12 protein-coding genes are annotated in these 19,407 nt (G+C 53.1%); 9 read left to right on the forward strand and 3 right to left on the reverse strand.

Annotated elements, in window-relative coordinates; translation table 11 throughout:
* Positions 1–18: 18 nt before the first annotated feature.
* Both AC6RNO_RS20130 and AC6RNO_RS20135 read right to left on the reverse strand, forming a co-directional pair.
* Positions 19–3,048 carry a DUF4838 domain-containing protein gene (locus tag AC6RNO_RS20130; RefSeq protein ID WP_497106528.1) on the reverse strand — a complete coding sequence of 1,010 codons (3,030 nt, stop codon included), beginning with the start codon at positions 3,046–3,048 and terminating at the stop codon, positions 19–21.
* A gap of 307 nt (positions 3,049–3,355) precedes the next feature.
* The gene (locus AC6RNO_RS20135) at positions 3,356–5,596 is read right to left on the reverse strand and encodes a helix-turn-helix domain-containing protein (RefSeq protein WP_497106529.1); all 2,241 of its coding nucleotides are present in this window, start codon (positions 5,594–5,596) and stop codon (positions 3,356–3,358) included.
* A 179-nt stretch (positions 5,597–5,775) separates the two neighbouring features.
* On the opposite strand from AC6RNO_RS20135, the gene AC6RNO_RS20140 reads away from it, so the two are divergent.
* The 4 genes from AC6RNO_RS20140 to AC6RNO_RS20155 all read left to right on the forward strand — a co-directional run bounded on the left by AC6RNO_RS20140 (position 5,776) and on the right by AC6RNO_RS20155 (position 13,500).
* A complete protein-coding gene (locus AC6RNO_RS20140; protein ID WP_497106530.1) occupies positions 5,776–7,350 on the forward strand; it encodes an extracellular solute-binding protein in 1,575 nt (524 codons plus the stop codon).
* A 290-nt stretch (positions 7,351–7,640) separates the two neighbouring features.
* The gene (locus AC6RNO_RS20145; RefSeq protein WP_497106531.1) at positions 7,641–9,026 is read left to right on the forward strand and encodes a glycosyl hydrolase family 28-related protein; all 1,386 of its coding nucleotides are present in this window, start codon (positions 7,641–7,643) and stop codon (positions 9,024–9,026) included.
* A gap of 57 nt (positions 9,027–9,083) precedes the next feature.
* Positions 9,084–9,914 (forward strand): helix-turn-helix domain-containing protein, encoded by an 831-nt coding sequence (locus AC6RNO_RS20150; protein ID WP_497106532.1) that lies wholly within the window; start codon positions 9,084–9,086, stop codon positions 9,912–9,914.
* Between the two features lie 292 nt (positions 9,915–10,206).
* Positions 10,207–13,500, forward strand: coding sequence for an S-layer homology domain-containing protein (locus AC6RNO_RS20155; protein WP_497106533.1), 3,294 nt, complete (start codon positions 10,207–10,209; stop codon positions 13,498–13,500).
* 43 nt (positions 13,501–13,543) lie between these two features.
* Here AC6RNO_RS20155 and AC6RNO_RS20160 read toward each other — a convergent pair whose 3' ends face one another.
* Entirely contained in the window at positions 13,544–14,461 is a 918-nt protein-coding gene (locus tag AC6RNO_RS20160; RefSeq protein ID WP_497106534.1) for a LysR substrate-binding domain-containing protein, read from the reverse strand.
* 141 nt (positions 14,462–14,602) lie between these two features.
* On the opposite strand from AC6RNO_RS20160, the gene AC6RNO_RS20165 reads away from it, so the two are divergent.
* The 5 genes from AC6RNO_RS20165 (at position 14,603) to AC6RNO_RS20185 (ending at position 19,403) form a co-directional block, all read left to right on the forward strand.
* On the forward strand, positions 14,603–15,802 hold the full coding sequence (locus AC6RNO_RS20165; RefSeq protein WP_497106535.1) for an acetyl-CoA C-acyltransferase: 1,200 nt from the start codon (positions 14,603–14,605) through the stop codon (positions 15,800–15,802).
* Between the two features lie 23 nt (positions 15,803–15,825).
* Positions 15,826–16,515 carry a 3-oxoacid CoA-transferase subunit A gene (locus AC6RNO_RS20170; protein ID WP_497106536.1) on the forward strand — a complete coding sequence of 230 codons (690 nt, stop codon included), beginning with the start codon at positions 15,826–15,828 and terminating at the stop codon, positions 16,513–16,515.
* Between the two features lie 30 nt (positions 16,516–16,545).
* Complete coding sequence (locus AC6RNO_RS20175; RefSeq protein WP_497106537.1) at positions 16,546–17,214, forward strand: 3-oxoacid CoA-transferase subunit B; 669 nt, start codon at positions 16,546–16,548, stop codon at positions 17,212–17,214.
* A gap of 221 nt (positions 17,215–17,435) precedes the next feature.
* A complete protein-coding gene (locus AC6RNO_RS20180) occupies positions 17,436–18,392 on the forward strand; it encodes a thiamine pyrophosphate-dependent enzyme (protein WP_497106576.1) in 957 nt (318 codons plus the stop codon).
* 33 nt (positions 18,393–18,425) lie between these two features.
* Positions 18,426–19,403 carry an alpha-ketoacid dehydrogenase subunit beta gene (locus tag AC6RNO_RS20185; RefSeq protein ID WP_488434899.1) on the forward strand — a complete coding sequence of 326 codons (978 nt, stop codon included), beginning with the start codon at positions 18,426–18,428 and terminating at the stop codon, positions 19,401–19,403.
* Positions 19,404–19,407: the final 4 nt, after the last annotated feature.

The following is a 19,407-nucleotide window of genomic DNA, read 5'->3' on the forward strand; positions in this document are numbered from 1 at the left end:
CAAATCCCCCTGTTTATGTTATGGAGTTTTGTAAGCTAGCGTATAATCGTCAAGATAAATGCCGCCTGTCGTAAAGCCGTCGACGATGGCTACCATTTGTACCGTAACGGCATTATTCGGTATTTGTCCGGTGAATTCGATGTCCGCCCATGTTCCCGAGGTGGCGGCGATCGGCTTCGCAACGGATTTCAGGGTCGCAATGTTTTTGTTGTTCGCATCCAGCATATTGAAGGACAACTGGATCGTCCCGGTCGTCGCGGTTCCCGGCGGCGTGTAATAGTAAACCCGGGAAGTGACGGTGCCGGCCTGATCGACAGCCACATTTTGCACGGGGCCGCCCCGTGCCATATTGCTCAAGAGCAGGCTTGCCGTTCCCGTTCGGGAAACGCCTTGGACGCGCTTGATCGTTCCCGTCGACGCTACCCAAGACTTCCAAGGGGGAGCATCTGTCGTTCCGGACTCGAACGATGCGTTGTCGTTCAACTGCGGCACTCCCGAAACGACTTGCTTCGCCTCGAAGTCGTCGAGATACAATTCGCCGCCTTCCTGAAATCCGTTGACGGTGACTTCGATTTTCACATTCCGGACGGCGTTGCCGTTAACCGCTGCCGGTATATTGTTAAGCAGTCTGATTTCCGACCACTTGCCGAGCGATCCGGAAAACGGCGCCTGCGGGCTTTGCAGCGACGAAAGCACGCTGCCGTCTGCGCCCAGCAGATGGAAGGACAGAAAAATCGTACCGACCGATTGCGTCTCCGGGGTTACATAGTAGCGCAAGCGCGCGGCCATCGGCCCCGGTTGGGCGGGAACGGTCTGGCTCAGCCCTCCGTAATAGAAGTTGTGCACGTATATGCTGGCGTTGCCCGAATACGCGAACCCTTCCTTACGCTCGAACTTGCCGTATTTGACGATCGACGGCGTCCAGTTCGAGGCTGTGTCGGTCCCTTGCTCGAACGATGAATTTGCAACCAGTGAAGGCGCTGTTTCCAAGGAGCTTAGCAGCCGGGCGTAATCGCGCAGGGCGGAGGGCTCCGGAAGATTGGCCAGCGCTGCCACCCGTTGCCGAACCGGTCCTCCCGCAGGTTCCTGCGTTTTCATGTAATCGGCTAACTGCCAGAACGGATTCTCGTTCCAACCGCTCCAGACGAGCTTGTATACGGTCGGATCGATCGGGTGGTAAAGCAGCAGGTCGGTCTTGAATTCTTTAACCAATTCAAGACGTTTGTTCGCCAGCCGGATGTTTTCCTCCATCGTTGCTTCGACCCGATCCAGCATTTGCAGCGCTTCCGTTTCGCTCTTCGGCGGCTCGGTTTGTTTCGGATAGCTGAGCGCGGAAGCCTCATAGTATTCGAATGCGCGCAGCAGCATGCGAGCTCTCGCTTTCTGCGGGTCCGTCACCGCTTTGGCCAGCACGGATTCCAGCAGTTGACGGCTTTGGGCAATCATATTATCCGTCACCGCATTCAAATACAGCGGGGAATTGAACCAAAGAAATGTCGTTCCTTTACGGCTTTGAAACCAGGGAGTGCCGAGTACGTCCACTGTCCAAAACTTTTCCCAGATCGCATAATAGGCAGCCAAATCGGAGGCGGCCGCAGGTCCGACGGCTCTCACGTACCATTCGTTCAGAAGCGCATCCACATCCTGATACGGGTTCCACTGCAGACGGGCGCTAACCCAGGGCTTCGGTCCTTCGCCCCAATTGGTATACAGCTCCGCGTACTGGGCAACCGTCCCGTGTTCCTTAGCATAGCGGTAATTGTCAGCCATCAGGTGGGGATAATTTCGCGGCACCAAATAAGGCGTTCCGTATATATAATCGTACCAGCCGATGCTGGCCGCCTTGGTATTCCACTGTTCATGCGTTTGCTTGCCCTTCTGGCTGACCGCGCTGTCGGCCCAGGCCATCCGGTCTTTGGTAAGGAACGGGACAACCCGCGGATTGAGCGGGAAGGACGGAGGATCGTTCACTTCCTGATAGGCGAGTACGCCGAACCACTTGTCGGGATATACCGCCAGAACTTGCTCGACAACCTGATTGACCCACCCGTAATAAATATCGGACATATCCGGAATGCCGAGCGAATTGTTCCGGTGCGGGTTAGCGGGGTGGTTCGGTTCCGCTTCGCAGAAACCGCCTCCGTCGTTTACCCCGAGCGAGTACGACGTCTCGTTCGGATTGTTCCGGAAGTACTCGACAATAGTGTACACCGCCGCCTGCACCGTGCCCGGCTCCGTAAAGCAGGGCTGCCAACCGGTCGAAACGCCCTTGGCCGGAATATACCTTTGGCCGTTCCGCAGCGGATAAAACTCGGGATGCGAGCTTCCGTAAGTCTCGGACGGGAACAGGTTGTAAAGATTGTGGTGAAAATTGATGCGGGTTTGCAGCCGGTTGCGTTCCGACCATGTCCGCTCTTCCGGTTTCGCGTAGGACAAGGACAGCGGGCTGAACGTCCGCGAAAGGAAGGCCGGTTCTTCCCGTATATCGGTTCTCGGCACCGCAAGATCGGTCCGCTGCGGCACATCTTCGCCGTCCGGTCCGGGCATGAGCCATCTCACGCCGACATAACGCTCGAGAAAATCATAGACGCCGTTTTTCGTCCCCCCGCTGCTCGGCCCGATAATGGTCAGGCTGTTGCCGTGCGGATGGATGACAAAGCCGTCGCTGCCGAGACCCGCCAATGACGCCGTCACATGCGAATCGCCCCCGGAGGCTGTAGTCCCGACGTATATGTGCAAATATCCGTTCATCGGCCCGCCGCCGGCATGCAGCTCCGCTTCGGTCATTACCGCAAGCGAGGCCCCTGTCGATTTGCCGACATATTCGGCAAGCGTATCGGCCGCCGCTTTTGTCCCCTCGTCCGCATCGGCGGCGATCAGGATGACGGCACGCGCTTGTCCGCCCCTGACAACTTCCAGCGGATGCTGACCCTGCAGCCCTAGCTGATCTAGCTGATCCTGTTGGTCCTGCCCAAAAGCGGAAATCGGCATAAAGGTAAACAGCAGCACGATGACAATGAATAACGAAATTCGTTTTGTTACCCGCATCCCCCATCTTCCCTCCTCTTCATAACTTCATACGTACAAACCGGTCTCCAAATGACCAAACCCCCGTGCTGCGTTCCGTATCCTGTGCTTGCGTCCAACACATCCCCCCGAATTGATTTTGGGTCTTTCGGCATTAACGATAGCACCGCCGATGCAAGCCGTATATATAAGTTTTTTTACCGGATAGACGAAAATTAAAATGGCCGGTGCAAATAAAAAAATGCCCGGGCCGGTATTGTCGGTGCATACCGGCCGCAGGCCTTGTCTGATGATTTTTTCAGCTGCGACTTTTTTTAAAATCTCTTAGTCAGACCGGGCCCTTACGGAAATTTCCCGGCGTGCTGCCCGTATATTTCTTGAACGCCCGGATAAACGTAATCCCGTGCAGATAGCCTACCTGTTCCGCAATTTCCTGCACGGTCTTGTCCGGGAATTCCTTGAGCAGGACGATCGACTTTTCCATCCGGGTCTGCGTGACATAGTCGATAAATTTGACGCCGAATTCTTCTTTGAACAGCCGGCTCAAATAGCTGGGGGATAAGCCGAACTCGCTTTCCAGATGCGCATGGGACAAGTCGGGATCGCTGTAATGATCCAGAATGTACTGTTTGACATCGAAAATGAGCTGATGATTATGCTTGTTGGCGCGCACCAGCCGCATCTGTTCCGCCGTTTGCTCGAGAATGCCATGAAACTCGCGAACCATCGCTTCGGCCGTCTCGCGCTGCCGCAGGGTGTCGTTAAGCCGCTGATGCGGGCCATCGTTCCATACAGCCTGCAGTTCGTCGGGAAGCTCCGCGATTTCTTTATGCAGATGATCGAGAAGATAGTGCAGCAAGCTGTTCAGCTCGCTTTTGGAAAACAGCTTCAGGCGCAGCGTCTCGTCCAATTCGTGATAATGCGTCTTCCACGCCGGGTCTCCCGACCGGAAAGCCTGGCAAAGCGAGCGAATGACCTGCAGCTGCCGGAATGTTTCGCCCTGCGGCTTCGTGGAGAGATCGGAAGACATGATCAGACGGTTGGTCCCCAGCGACGATTTGTAGGCCAGCGCTTTAGCCGCACTTTGGTACGATTTGGCGGCATACGCGATGTCCGTCTGTGCGGTTCCGATGCCGATCGTAACGGTAAAAGCTATGTTCGTCTCCACCCAAGAGCGCAGCTTCTCGACCGTCGCGATCGCGGCTTGCTCGGTTTGTTCCGGCGACCGGAGCAGGTAAAGCACCCCCATCCGCCGCTCGCCGATCCACTCCGACCAAACGGATAATCCGTCCGCTTCGACAATTTCTTGATAGGCCATCTGGATGACCTGCTTGAGCAAATATTGGTCGGGGCGGCTGAATTGCTTGCCGAATTCGCTGAACTCGTCGATCTCGACCAGAGCGATGAAGAAAAGGCGGCAATCGAGATCGATCCCGACTTGCTCCGATTCCGTCTTCAAGCCGGCAAATGTACCTTCCAAAAGCTGCAGGAACAGATGCCTTTTCCGGTAACGCATGTTTTTCTTGTTTTGCTCCTCAAGCAGCCCCGATTGAGCGAGCAGTTCTTCGATGGCCGTCTCGATATATTTGAATTCGTCGCCCTTCGGCTCAAGCAGCAGAGCCTGCTGCTTCTGCACGGAATATTGAAAGATCCGGTTCGTTATCGTCCGAATCGGCATATAATTCCGTCTCGTCACATAGACGAGCCAAACGATGCCTGAGGCAATAACCGCAAATCCGAATGCAACCCACAGGTAGAACAGCGAGCTGACCCATTCCGCAATGCTGGCGCCATAGATGCCGCTGCGAATCGTCCATCCCGTATAGTCGGATTGTACATGCGACCATTCCTTGCGGTTTTTGGCGCCTGAAGCGGCTGACGGTTCCTGCAAACCGTCCGAATCCTTGGCGGCGAAGACGGTTCCCTTGGAATCGATCAGTTCCAGATAATTGAGCCTGGAATCGGTCATGCTGCGGATCAAACCGCTTAAATGATTCGTGCTGACATTGACGACGATCAGGCTGCGGCTGGAAAGGTCGGCGAACTTGACGAGACTGACAACCTGACGCGGTGAGGGGTCATTGAGCAGCTCGCTGAATGCTCTTCCGTCGGTCCAGCGGAAAGGCAGCAAGCTCGATACATTACTGCCGACAAATTGCTTGTCTCCGAAATCGTCCAATTTAACGAACGTGTTCGGTGTAAGAATCATGTTATCTTCGGAGCGGTAAAAGTAGATGGAGTCGATCAGCCGATTGTTCTCCATCATTTGGCGCAATACGGCGGCCGTCTGATAATCCGTATATGTGCGGGTTTGCGAAGCAGCCGATTTGAAAAAATCTTTCAGGGGTTCATTGTCAAGAATTTGCTGAACGAGGTACTCGTCAAGACCGCCAAGCGCGCTGTCGATCGATTGCATGACATGATGGGACAGCACTTCGTTTGCTTTTAATGCGGAGTTTTTTGACATTTCGCTGATAGTCAAATAGGCGATCAACAAGAGGGACAAGCTGATGACGAAAAAAACAGGCAAATACGAGAGCAGCATCCGATAAAACAAATTTTTCCGCATAAGCGCCTCCTTCCGGTTTCCTCATCTGCATCATAATGAAATCCGATCCTAAATGGCAAGAGCGAATTTTCCAGGGAAAGCTATTTCAATTCGCGGCAAATCGTATTAACATAATATCAACATAAGTATCAACATAGACATGATACTGTGATTATTCGGCATTGGACGGAGGGGAAATTGTGAAGCGGGCAATGATCGGAGCGATTGCGTCGACAGTAATTTTGGCCGGAGTAACGGCTGCATTTTTGATGAAACATGATTCTTTTGCCGGACGTAGCGACGATTCACGGCAGTCCAATCCGGATGGACGGTTATCTTTGCATATCCTTGTAACCAGACCGGATTCCGCTTCTCTGCCTGTGCCGTCGCTCGATTTCGTCCGGCAGGCGATCGAAACGAAGTTTCGCGTCCAATTAAAAGTGACGGCGATGACAGAAGACGACTACAAGACTCGGCTGGCCGCTTTGCTTGCCGCAAACGACCCGCCCGATATGTGGCTTGGGCTCGGTTCGGACGGAGGCGCGTCCTATGCGTTGGACAACGCCCTTGCGGACATGACGCTGTTCGTATCGCCGACAACGATGCCGAACTATTTCAAATATTGGATGAAGGAAGAAGAGCTGCGCCAGTACCAGTTTCACAACAAGTTCATGCGCGCTCCGGTCCCTTACGACAAACAGGCGTACAGGGCTTACTATATCCGCAAAGACTGGCTGGACCGTCTCGGACTGCCGGTTCCCGATACTTACGATGCCTACGTACGGACGCTTCAAGCGTTCACTTTCGACGATCCGGACGGCAATGGGAAAAACGATACGTACGGCTTCACCGCCTCCGGCGGCGGTGTGAGCTTGTCTACGGATTGGCCGGAATACGTCAAGAACGGGCTGCTGTATCCAGCATACTACGACGGGAAAAGACTCGTCGATATGCAGATGGACGAACGTGTCGGCCATGTCGTGGACGACATCTTGAAAGTGATAAATGCCGGAGTTGTGGAGCCGGACTGGTTTTTGAACAAACGAAACGATACTGTCGATAAAGCGGTTCGCGGCAAGGTCGGCGTCGTGTTGGGGAGTACAACGGACTTTGCCTACGACTCCAACCCGAATAGTCTCCAAACCCGCAGCAAAGCCATCGATCCGCATGCGGACTGGGTCCCGTTCAATCCGTTCGGCCATGAACCGCTGCAGGCTGCCGTCATGCCGGGTTCGCCGTTCGTGTTCTCGAATAATGCCGCCGGCCTGAATCCGGACAAACTGAAGCGGCTTGCCGAGATTCTGGATTGGCTGTGCGGGGAAGAAGGATTTTTGCTCACTCATTATGGACTTGAGGGGAAACATTATACGCGCCAGGGGAATACGATTACACTGATTCCATCCGCGATCGAGAACGATATCGTCAAGAAAGGCAATTTTCTCAACATTTGGGACTTTTTCACGCCGAATGCTCCTCAGGCTTTGGGCCTTACGGTGAACGATCCGCGGATGACGGCAAGGGACGCAGCGATTTCCCGGACGCTCGCCGGCATTCCCGTACACGAAGGCATAGGAACAACGTTGACGCCGCCGCTCGGAGTAAGCGCCGAAACGATGCGCGGCAAGCAGAACGAACTGCAGGTGAGAATGCTTTTTACGGATAAATCGGGGAAAAATTGGCCGGCCTACCGCAAGGAAATCATGCAAAACTACAACGGCAACGAGATATTCAGTCAATATGACATCAAAATCCGTGCGGCCCGCGAAGGCAAATAACGTTTTGACGAAGATAACGGTGGACAACGGTCGCCGATATCGGAGTCAGAACGTTTTTTTTCTGCGGTGGACAAAGCTTATTTTAGAAAAAGTCTATATGAGTTAAAAATAGTCGCACGTTTTGCGCGGTTATTTTGATTTTTGCTCATGTTTTCAAAAATGTTATATATACTGCGGCGGCATGTCATGGTACGTTAATTGGCGTAATCGATTCAAAAAGGATTGCGATTCGGCCGGCCGATGATCGATCCCCGCTAATCACTACTCGATGCATTGAGGGAGGGATTGGGATGAGTGTTGAAGAAACGGACAACAAAGGGATGAGCAGAAGGAAGGTGCTTGCCGCTATAGGGGCGGCAGGACTGGGCGCGCTGGCGGGCAGCGCGCTGCTGGGAGTGCAGCCCGCGTATGCTTCGACGGTCGGTTGGATGAATGTTAAGGATTACGGTGCGGTTGGAAATGGCAGCACGGACGACACTTCAGCCATTCAAACGGCGGTTAATGCGTGCGTGACAGCCGGCGGGGGAGTCGTCTATTTTCCGCCGGGAGACTACAAAATCACGGCAGCCATTCAACTTTCCGGTCTTCAGCTCGTCACCAATTTGACAGGCGCCAAATTCCTTACGTTGAAGGGGGAAGGGGAGAACTCCCGGATCGTCGCCAGCGGCATTTCTTACATGGTCACCGCCAGCGGTACGAGCAATATCGAGGGAGTCCGGTTCGAAAGTTTATCGTTTTACAGCCCGAATCGAAGCGCTTCCGCCATCGACTGCTCGAAATTTTTGCGTTGGTCCGCAGAAGACTGTTTTTTCATCTATCTCAATAACGGCATTCGATCCACGAATGCGTCCTCCATCTGGGTATGCCGCCTGCAGAACAATCGCTTCGAGAGCTGCAGCAGCTTTGCCATCGACATTCTCCAATGCTACGATTTCACGATTGCCGACAACATCATCGAGAATTGCTGGGGAGGCATTAAGATCGGCGCGCCGAGTACAGGGCAAAGTTTTGCCGGTAACACCATCCGAATCGAGAATAACGTCATCGAAGGCATATCGATCAACCCCGCTATCCAAACTTCTACTTTGATTGCTTCGAAAATAAGCGGGAACTATTTCGAGGCCAATTCCGGCGGAGATATCGAAGTTCATGACGGTCCTCAATTAGGTTTGATCATTGAAGCGAACAGCTTTTCCCCTACTTCAACGCAAAAAAGCCAAACGCCAACGTATTATCCCGTCAAACTATCGCTGCCTAACGGCGTTCACGTGATTAGCAATTTCAGTACCTATTGCCTGGTCGGTGCGGTCGATTCCGGTTTCAATACAAACTCATGCATCTTTTACCACGGCAACGTCATTTCTACAGGGTCCACATACATGGAGAACGCTATCGTCGCAAACTTAGCCAAGCTCTCGCACGTCCAAGCCAATCAAGAGTTCGGCTTGTCCGCGACGAAAGGATTTTACCGGAACCATCCCTCTTACGGAGAACGCTATATCACTTACGGTGCGACCAATCCGCAGACGACGCCGGCGAACTACGGGAGTCGAACGTGGAATGCAGGGGATATCGTCATCAATTACAATCCTGCCGCAGGAGGGTATATAGGGTGGGTTTGCGTGGCCGGCGGATCGCCGGGGACGTTTAAAGATTGGGGAGCCATACAGCCGTAGCTTTAGCGGAATCGGAACGGCAGGCAATTTGATCCGACATTGAGAGGAGGTTGTTTCATGTTACCTTTTAAAATATTTCCGACTGCAAGCGGTAACATGCATCATTCTCTTCCGCTCCGGCTCCATTCGGTCGGGTACCACAGCCAGCCTCCGGTTCATCACCCAAACGGCATACATTTCTGTCAGTTGATCATCGGAAAAAAAGGCAGAGGATTGTTTCGGGTGTCCGGCGAAAAAGAATTCGTGCTGAATAGCGAGCAGGCGGTCATCATCAAGCCCGTAATCAGGCATGAATATCGCGCGTTGGATGACGTGTGGGAGACAGCGACCCTTTGGTTTGATTGCAATCCTTTCGTTTTATCGCAATTTCGCATGCAGACGCATAAGCCTATGGAATTGCTCTCCTCGAAACGAGCGATGGAACTTATTGAGTTATTATGGTGGCAGGGAGGCGAGGAGGAAGGAGTGGCATCCAAAACCTCCGAGTTGATTTATTCGCTGCTGCTGGAGCTCAAATTGCAATCCGCGGGATTTCAAGAAAAGGACTCCAATCCTGTATTGACGACACAGAAAGTGATGGACTACATTCATATGCATTATGCGCGAAAGCTGACTCTTGACGAACTTTCCAATTTTTCCGGTTATACGCCTCAGCATTTAAACCGGATTTTTAAAAAGGAATCGGGCTGTTCCGTCTATCAGTATATTTTGAGGATACAGTTGGAACAGGCGGCGAATATGCTTCGAAACCAAGAAATGACCGTGGAGCGGGTAGTCTATGAAGTGGGGATGGAATGGAGATCTTTTTACCGGCTGTTCCAAAGGATGTACCAGGTTTCTCCGGGTGAGTTTCGGAATCAAGTAAAACGAAGAACATTCGGTTCATAATACGAAATACCGTGAGCGAATTTAGCTTGCGGTATTTTTTACCACATAAGAATGTTTAAGTTCTTTACAGCGCTAAAGCGCGTAGAACAGCATTCTTATTGGCGAATAAACCTACCTCTGAACGCGGTCGCTCATCTTCGAAAAGACCTCGGTAGAGGTTTATCTCATTTCTTTAGGGGTTGTTCGTTCATTTTCACCATAATTAGGTTCAGTTCGTACATAACAAATTGCTATTGATTTCGCTAGAATGAGCGTATCTACACAGAAATACTTTATAGGGGGATAAAAAGATATGAAAAAAAGCTTAAAAGTGATCGCTTCCGCAGCTTCAGCATTCTTGATGTTCGCATCGGCAGCAATGGCTGACACAGCGGCAACAACCGGCACTTCCGCTACTGCGACTGCAGCCGCCAAAACATCCGCCGATTTTAAAGATCTGGCTAACGTTGATGCAAGTCTGAAAGCAAAAATCGACGCTCTGCTGAAAGCCGGCGTGATTGAGGGCGTATCTGCCGATTCCTTCGGCATCGACCAAAACATGACTCGCGCTCAAGCTGCAAAAGTGCTGACGCTGATCTACAACGTTAAAGTTGACGATTCCGTTAAAACTTCCGGCTTCTCCGACGTTAATGCTGACGACAAAGCAAACGGCTGGGCAATTCCTTACATCGAAGCCGCTAAAAAAGCAGGTCTGATCGACGGTGTAACGGACACTGCCTTCGCTCCCGGCGACAAGGTTACGCTTGGCCAACTCGCTGCTATGCTCATTAAAGGTCTTGGCAAGAAAGTTGACGTATCCGGAACTCCTTGGTACAAAGACGCAGTCGCTCAAGCAGCAGCTGACAAGCTTCTTCCGGAAGGCGTTGACGGCGCTCAAGCTGCCACTCGCGCTGACCTCGTAACAGGCGCATTCGGCGGACAAGAAGCTTATGCTGCTCAAAACAAGCCTGCTGCAGTTTCCGTTAAAGAAGTTAAAATTACCGGCGTGAAGACGGTCCAAGTTATTTTTGACCGCGACGTTGATACTGCAAAAGCTGTGCTGTCCCTGAAGAATGGTTCGTCAGCTGTAACAACAACAACCAAATGGTCTGACGACAAGAAATCGGCTGCGCTGACTCTGACCGATACGAAATTGATGGCAGGCGAGTACACGGTAACTCTTGCCGGTTTGGATGCAGCTGATATCAAGACAGCAACCGGTACCTTCACCGCTCAGGACGAAACCGTTCAAAAGCTGGAATTCGTCACGACAAGCGATTCGATTGCTTACACCAGTCATGCTGCCATCACGCTTAAAGTTACGAACCAATATGGTGAAAACGCTTCCTTTACATCCGGTTCCTACTCTGTAATTGCAGGAAACAATAACGATGTTCAGCCGGTTATCAGCAAGAATGACGATGGGACACTGAAAATCAAGATGAACACCAAGAGCCTGACGAATGCACAGCAAAACGTATCTGTCATCCCGGTGAACGTATGGTTCAACGATACGCACCTTTCGGTCAGCAAAAACTTCACTCTGGGCGTTGCGCCGTTTGTAACTAAATTGGAACTCGGCGATGTAAAATATACGACCGGTACAGCGATTAACAAACTTGGAGAAGTGGCTACGATTGCCTTGAAGCTCTATGATCAATACGGCGGCCTTATCGGAACTGACAGCGACGCTTATTCCAGTGCCAACCTGAACACTCTTTTCACTCCTTATGAAAGCAACCTGCAAGTGGATAAGACGTATGTAAACACGGATCATCCGAACGATCCTTTTGTTCGCGTTAGCCTGCTGAACGATCTGGAGAAATCCGGCGATTACAACCTGCAAGTTTATTATCAGGGTTCATCAGCGACTACAAAGATCAGCGTTAAATCCGCAGCGGTCGCTTCCAAAGTTGCTATCGGCGACTTGGACGGCGTAATTGCTTCCGGAGATAGCGATGTTTATATTCCGATTCTCGCGTACGATGAAGCCGGCAATCAACTGAGCACTGATGACCTGATCGCCGATAAGAACCGCGATCGCATTCATTTGTCGGTTTCCGGTGCAGGTTACGAAGCGAAGATCATGAACACGGGTGACAAGAAGGGCACTATTCACATTCCTATGGTGACCGCTCCTGCGAAGAGCGTTATCTCTGTCACGGCATACATTGCAACAACCGGTGCCAGCAGCACATCTACGAAGAATTATACCATCGCTGATGTCCGCACTCCTGATCGTCTGAAGATCGCTACTGAGCCGGCTAAGAAAATCGTTGCCGGAACTAACTCTTACACGCCGTTCGTTGTTCAAGCTATCGATCAAAACGGTTCCAGCCGCGATAATTTCTACATCCTTAACAACGCTGGCGCAATGGTAACAACTGCAACTCCAATTACCGGTGTTCCGACGTCCGCCACTGATGTCCTGACTGCCGGTGTTGTCGGTAATGTATACTACTTTGCACGTGTTACTCAGTCTGGAACGAACTCGACTAACTTTATGATTACACCGTCCGCCGATAACAAAGTAAATGCGGATCCGGGCGTTCCAACGACACCGGTTACCGGAAGCGGTGCGGCTTCTACCGTATCACCCGCTAACTTCGGCAGCCTGCTGAACAAACGTTTGGCGTATTTCGATCTGGGTAACGGCACCTATGCTTATAGGATTACCGACTTCGACAGACTGAACGACACTTATCGTATTTATGCTTTTCCAGGTGCTAACGGCACTGTAACGTTCAAGGTAGAATTGGTTAAAGCTTTGATTACTGCTGTCGATGCGTCAGGCAACATTACTGCAACGAAAGAAACAGTAATAGATACTCAAACAAGAAGTGTAGACGTTGTTCCAAGTACCGCGGATCTGACATATTCGCTTAACAGTATAGCGACACTTTGGAATGCACTGGATAGCGGAGTTATCAAGGATACCAGCTATGTAAATTCAGCCGGAACAACAATAACGGTTGATGATGATGCGGTGCAAAAGGCGGCTCCATACAGCAAATTTGCTCGTGAAATCACGATATCCGCTAAACATGCATCCGGCGATGCGGTTGCAATTCCGAAGAAAATTACGGCAGTTGTTACTTCCAATCCAAGCGTCGCTCAAGCAGTTTATTGGACCAACCCGGCTACTAATGATCAAAAAGCATACGTCATCGGTAAAAAAGCCGGTACAGCCATAGTCAGCGTAACATTCCAGGCCAATGACGGAACGCAAAAGCAGTTGTCCACTACAGTAACGGTTAAGGGCGATGCACTGACAGCTGATTATCTGAAAAATGGGAATACCGGAGTACAAGCCTTCACATTTTCTACAGCCGGTGTAATTGCCAACGCATGGGATGCTATGAACTTGTCCACTTTTGACAACTATAACGTAGAGTACAATAAGCAGGCAGCCCTTCAGTATAACTACTTGCTGGGTGTAACGTTCTCCTTCTCAAACGTGAAGCCAATCAATAGCGCTCTTGCACAAGGTTCTATTTCCATCGATCAATATGGCAACATCTCCACAACCGGCGGCAACGTAACCTTCGACGTAACAGCTACCGCGCCCAACGGCAAGTCCGTGACAACTCCGTTCAAGATCAACTAACGATTCAAAAAAAAGGAGATCCTTCCGGGATCTTCTTTTTGTCTCATTTGTTGCCTGGGGGGCATTTCCCGCGCTCCTCCTGCGCGAAAAAATCCCGCACATACTGCACCCAGCCTCTGGCGGCGTAAGAGAGGTAGCTGTTTTTCCGCCAAATGATGGCGATGTTCCACTCGATAGTGGGCTTGACAGACGGGATGACCGCGATATGCGAAGGATCGAGCTTGTGGCAAACCGTCTCCGGCAAAAAGGCAATGCCGTGATTGGCGGCGACCATCTCGCTGATAAAATCCCACTGCGTGCTTTCGTACGCGATGCTCGGCTCGAAGCCCTCGCGAATGCACGCTTCGCGGACGCGGTCGTACAAGGCGAAGCCTTGACGGAACACAATGAACGGTTCCCCGGACAGCTCGCCGAGAGCTACTTCGCTTCTGTGAGCAAGCGGATGTGCGTTATTAACGATCAGCATCAACTCCCGCTCGACCAGCGGCACGATCTCGAAAACTTCCGCGTCGACAGGCAGCACGACGATGCCCAGATCAATGCTTCCGGCGAGCAAAGACTGTTCGACCTGCCTGCTGCCTTCTTCGATAACTTGAATATCGACTTGCGGATGTTCGTTTCGAAACCGGCTGATGATTTTGGGGAAAAAGCTGGAGCCTACGACGGGAGGCAGCCCCAGTTTGAATTTGCCCTTTTTCATTTGGGCGACGTCCGCCAGTGCGGCGGAAAAATCGTCGATCGCTTTAAAAATGAGCTGCGCATGAAGGTGCGCCACTTCGCCCGCATCGGTTAACCGAACCCGCCGCGTGGAGCGGTCCAGCAGGACGACGCCAAGATCGTCTTCCAGCGCTTTCAGCATTTTGCTTAACGTCGGCTGCGATACGTGGAGGTTTTGGCTTGCTTTTGAGAAGCTGACTTGATCGGCTATTTCCCGGAAGTAGCCCAGCTGTCTTAGATCCATAATGAACGCACCTCTTCATTTATAGCATTATCGCATAAATACTATTCGATATATGTATTTTACCTATAAAAGACAGAGGAGTAAACTGGAAAAAGAAAGCGTTTTACACAACCGCATTTATCATGCAGGAGGTCACAAATAATGAACCCACGCGACGTTGTCATCGTAAGCGCGGTGCGCACGCCGATCGCCAATTTTAACGGCGCATTGAAAGACGTGTCCGCCGTGCGGCTCGGTTCGGTCGTCATTCAGGCCGCTCTAAAGCAGGCGGCCATCGAGCCGGCCCAAGTGGACGAGGTGCTGATGGGCAACGTGCTCCAGGCCGGCCTCGGGCAAAACCCGGCGAGGCAAGCGCTTTTGGCGGCGGGCCTGCCGCAGGAAATTCCGGCCGCGACGATTAACAAAGTGTGCGGCTCTGGGCTCAAAGCCGTACATCTCGCCTGGCAGTCGATCGCATGCGGCGAGAGCGACATTGCCGTCGCCGGCGGCATGGAAAATATGAGCCAGGCGCCTTATTTGCTGCCCGGAGCGCGCGGCGGCTACCGGATGGGCGACAAGAGCGCCGTCGACAGCATGATCCGCGACGGCTTGTGGTGCGCGTCGGGCGATTATCACATGGGCGTCACGGCGGAACATTTGTGCGACCGGTATGCGCTCACCCGGGAGCAGCTGGATCGGTTCGCGTGCGAGAGCCAGCGCAAAGCGGCGGAGGCTGTTCGTGCCGGCCGGTTCAAGGACGAAATCGTGCCCGTTGAGATCCCGCAGCGCCAGGGCGCCGGGCCGGCCGTGGTCGACACGGACGAGTATCCGCGCCCGGATACGACCCCGGAGGCGCTGGCCCGCCTGCGTCCGGCTTTTCAAAAAGACGGCCGCGTGACCGCCGGCAACTCGTCCGGCATCAACGACGGCGCCGCCGCGCTCGTGCTCATGAGCGCGGCCAAGGCCAAGGAGCTCGGGCGGAGGCCCCTCGCTGCGATTCGCGCCAATGCGGCGGCAGGCGTAGACCCGGCCCTGATGGGCATCGGTCCGGTGCCTGCGACGCGCAGGGCGCTGGAGAAAAGCGGGCTCACGATGGCGGATATCGGCCTGATCGAAGCGAACGAAGCGTTCGCCGCGCAGTCGCTGGCCTTCGCCGGCCATTTCGAATTCGACCCAGCCATTTTGAATGTGAACGGAGGGGCGATTGCTTTGGGGCATCCGATCGGGGCCAGCGGGGCGCGCATTCTCGTTACCCTGCTGCATGAAATGAAGCGCAGAAGCGAAGTCAGGTACGGCCTTGCCGCCCTGTGCATCGGCGGGGGCCAGGGCATTGCCACGATTGTGGAAAGGTGGAACGAATAAACCTTGCGGGAGGCTATGAAAGCATGAAAACCATCTTAACTTCTTTTGCGGAAGCGGTTAGTGAAGTACGGGATGGCGCTACGCTGATGGTAGGCGGATTCGGTCTGGTCGGGATTCCGGAAAATTTGATTCTCGCTCTGGCGGACAAAGGAACAAAGGACTTGACGGTCATTTCCAACAACTGCGGCGTCGACGACTGGGGGCTCGGCTTGCTGCTGCGAAACAGGCAAATCAAAAAAATTATCGCCTCCTATGTAGGCGAAAACAAGGAATTCGAGCGCCAGGTGCTGGCGGGCGAAATCGAAGTGGAGCTGACACCGCAGGGCACGCTGGCCGAAAGAATCAGGGCGGGAGGCGCGGGAATCCCGGCCTTTTACACGCCGGCAGGGGTCGGAACCCCCATCGCGGAAGGCAAGGAAATACGCCGGTTCAACGGGACGGATTATATGCTCGTCCATGCGCTCACCGCCGATTTCAGCTTCGTTCGCGCTCATGTGGCGGATACGATGGGCAATCTGGTCTATAACAAAACGGCGCGGAATTTCAACCCGATGATGGCTGCGGCGGGGAAAGTGACGATCGCCGAGGCGGAGCGGCTGGTCGAAGCCGGGCAAATCGATCCCGAACACATTCATACGCCGGGCATTTACGTGCAAAAGCTGATCACAGGCCGGCAGCAAAAACGGATCGAAAAACGGACGACGACAGGATGACCCGCATAATAATGGGGAGGAGCAACGACGATGGAAGAAAAACAGCTTTCATTGCGGGAGAGAATTGCAAAGCGGGCGGAAAAAGAAATTGAGAGCGGTTTCTACGTAAATCTGGGCATCGGAATTCCGACGCTGGTCGCCAATTTTATTTCCGCTCATAAGCAGGTCGTGCTGCAGTCGGAAAACGGGCTGCTCGGCATCGGGCCGTACCCGGCTCCGCACGAAGTCGATCCCGATCTCATCAACGCCGGCAAAGAGACGGTGACGACGATCCGGGGATCGTCTTTTTTCAGCAGCGCCGATTCGTTCGCCATGATCCGCGGCGGCCATATTGACCTGGCGATTCTTGGAGGCATGGAAGTGTCCCGCAGCGGGGACTTGGCCAACTGGGTCATTCCCGGCAAAATGATCAAAGGGATGGGCGGCGCGATGGACCTTGTGCACGGCGCCAAGCGCATCATCGTCATCATGGACCATGTGAACAAAAACGGGGAGCCGAAAATACTTGATCAATGCACACTGCCTCTAACGGGCAAGCAGGTAGTGAACCGGATCATTACGGACCGCGCGGTCATCGACGTAACGCCGGACGGTCTGCGCCTCGTCGAAGCGGCCGCCGGATATACGGTTGAAGACATTCAGCGCGCCACGCAGCCGAAGCTTTTCATAGATGAACATATTGTGCTCGACGCTTATTGAAGCTATACAAAATAAACAAGAATAAACAAAATTACGGTAACCGGTCTCTTGCGCCATTCGTGCGCGCAGAGGCCTTTTTTGTTTGACAAAGCCCGCTCCCTGCAAGAATTTCTTGACAAAGAATAGGGTGGGGAGTACTATGGTTTTACAAATGTAATTAATTAAAACATATGTAAAAGGAGGGTCCGCAAGTGGCTGTAAAGTTCATTCAGAAGACGGAAATGTCTACGGAAAAATTGCTGGATCTGTACTATCAAATGTGGCTTGTGCGCTATTTTGACGAAAAAGTGGACGAATTTTTTGCCAAAGGTCTTATTCATGGAACGACCCATCTGTGCGTCGGGCAGGAGGGAACGGCTGTAGGAGCTTGCGCCGTACTGGAAGAGAGGGACAAAATTACAAGCACGCATCGCGGGCACGGACATTGCATTGCCAAAGGCGCCGAAGCGAGCAAAATGATGGCCGAGCTGTTCGGCCGCGAAACCGGCTACTGCAAAGGAAAAGGCGGCTCCATGCACATCGCCGACGTCGATAAGGGAAATCTCGGAGCCAACGGCATCGTCGGCGGAGGCATCCCGATTGCCGCCGGAGCGGCGCTTACCTCCAAGATGAAAAATCTCGGGTACGTTGTGCTGTGCTTTTTCGGCGACGGAGCGAGCAATGAAGGAAGCTTCCATGAAGCGGTCAACCTGGCGGCGGTTTGGCAGCTGCCTGTCGTTTTTTTCTGCGAGAACAACCAATACGGCATGTCCGGCCCGGCCAGAGAGATGATCGGCGCCGAGCATATCGCGGACCGTTCCAAAGCTTACGGCATTCCCGGCGTTGTCGTCGAGGGAAACGATATTTTCGAAGTGATGCGGGTGACGAAAGAGGCGGTCGACCGCGCGCGGTCCGGAGCCGGCCCGACATTGATCGAAGCGAAAACGTACCGCTGGAAAGGGCACTCGAAAAGCGATGCCAAAAAGTACAGAACGAAGGAAGAAGAGCAGTTCTGGAAAGAAGAAAAAGATCCGATCGTCCATATGGCTCAAAGATTGCTGGACGAACAGGTAGCTTCGCAGGATGAACTGGCGCGGCTGCAGCAGCGAGCGCTGGAAGAAATCGAAGCGGCCGTGAAGTTCGCGGAGCAAAGTCCGATGCCGTCTATGGATGCTCTTGAAGAGGACGTATATGCATAAAGCCGGGGAATCACGGCCGGGAGGAGAACAAACATGAGGGAACTCACCTATTTGGAAGCGGTTAAAGAAGCGATGTCGCAAATGATGAGGGAAAATGAGGACGTTTTTGTGCTCGGCGAAGACATCGGCGTATATGGCGGCGCTTTTGGCGTGACGAGAGGGATGATCGAAGAATTCGGTCCCGAAAGAATCCGCAATACGCCGATTTCGGAATCGGCGATCGCAGGCGCGGCCGTCGGGGCGGCGCTGACCGGGATGAGACCGATTTTGGAGCTGCAATTTTCCGATTTTATTACGATCGCTACGGATCAAATCGTCAATCAGGCGGCCAAAATCCGCTACATGTACGGCGGCAAAGGAAAAGTGCCTATGGTGCTGCGCACGCCTGCAGGTTCCGGAACGGGCGCAGCCGCGCAGCATTCGCAAAGCCTGGAGGCCTGGATGGCGCACATTCCCGGGCTGAAGGTCGTTCAGCCGTCGACGGCGTACGATGCCAAAGGTTTGCTGCGGGCGGCGGTCGAGGACGATAATCCCGTCATTTTTTACGAGCACAAATTGCTGTACAGAACGAAAGGCCCGGTTCCCGAAGAGCCTTACACATTGCCGCTCGGCAAGGCGGATGTGAAGCGCAAAGGCAGCGATGTTACGGTAGTCGCCACGTCGATTATGGTTCACAAGGCGCTGGAAGCCGCGGAATTGCTCGACCGGGAAGGCATCAGCATCGAAGTCGTTGACCCGAGAACGCTCGTTCCGCTTGATATCGAAACGATTGTCGAGTCTGTCAAACGCACCGGACGCCTGGTCGTCGTCCATGAAGCGGTGAAGCGCGGGGGATTCGGCGCGGAAATCGTCAGCCAAGTGACGGAAAGCGAAGCGTTCGATTATTTGGATGCACCGATACAGCGGCTGGGGGGGATGGCGGTGCCGATTCCGTACAATCCGTTTTTGGAAAAGAAAGCGGTTCCCCAAGTCGACGATATCGTCCATGCGGTTAAATTGACGCTGAAGTAAAGCG

Source organism: Paenibacillus sp. sgz302190, from assembly GCF_059820445.1.

What these genes read in the sequence shown, in the direction of transcription:
- AC6RNO_RS20180 (WP_497106576.1), top strand. Translation starts at nt 17,436, where the DNA reads ATGTCTACGGAAAAATTGCTGGATCTGTACTATCAAATGTGGCTTGTG.
- AC6RNO_RS20170 (WP_497106536.1), top strand. Translation starts at nt 15,826, where the DNA reads ATGAAAACCATCTTAACTTCTTTTGCGGAAGCGGTTAGTGAAGTACGG.
- AC6RNO_RS20165 (WP_497106535.1), top strand. Translation starts at nt 14,603, where the DNA reads ATGAACCCACGCGACGTTGTCATCGTAAGCGCGGTGCGCACGCCGATC.
- AC6RNO_RS20150 (WP_497106532.1), top strand. Translation starts at nt 9,084, where the DNA reads ATGTTACCTTTTAAAATATTTCCGACTGCAAGCGGTAACATGCATCAT.
- AC6RNO_RS20135 (WP_497106529.1), bottom strand. Translation starts at nt 5,596, where the DNA reads ATGCGGAAAAATTTGTTTTATCGGATGCTGCTCTCGTATTTGCCTGTT.
- AC6RNO_RS20130 (WP_497106528.1), bottom strand. Translation starts at nt 3,048, where the DNA reads ATGCGGGTAACAAAACGAATTTCGTTATTCATTGTCATCGTGCTGCTG.
- AC6RNO_RS20145 (WP_497106531.1), top strand. Translation starts at nt 7,641, where the DNA reads ATGAGTGTTGAAGAAACGGACAACAAAGGGATGAGCAGAAGGAAGGTG.
- AC6RNO_RS20185 (WP_488434899.1), top strand. Translation starts at nt 18,426, where the DNA reads ATGAGGGAACTCACCTATTTGGAAGCGGTTAAAGAAGCGATGTCGCAA.
- AC6RNO_RS20160 (WP_497106534.1), bottom strand. Translation starts at nt 14,461, where the DNA reads ATGGATCTAAGACAGCTGGGCTACTTCCGGGAAATAGCCGATCAAGTC.
- AC6RNO_RS20155 (WP_497106533.1), top strand. Translation starts at nt 10,207, where the DNA reads ATGAAAAAAAGCTTAAAAGTGATCGCTTCCGCAGCTTCAGCATTCTTG.
- AC6RNO_RS20175 (WP_497106537.1), top strand. Translation starts at nt 16,546, where the DNA reads ATGGAAGAAAAACAGCTTTCATTGCGGGAGAGAATTGCAAAGCGGGCG.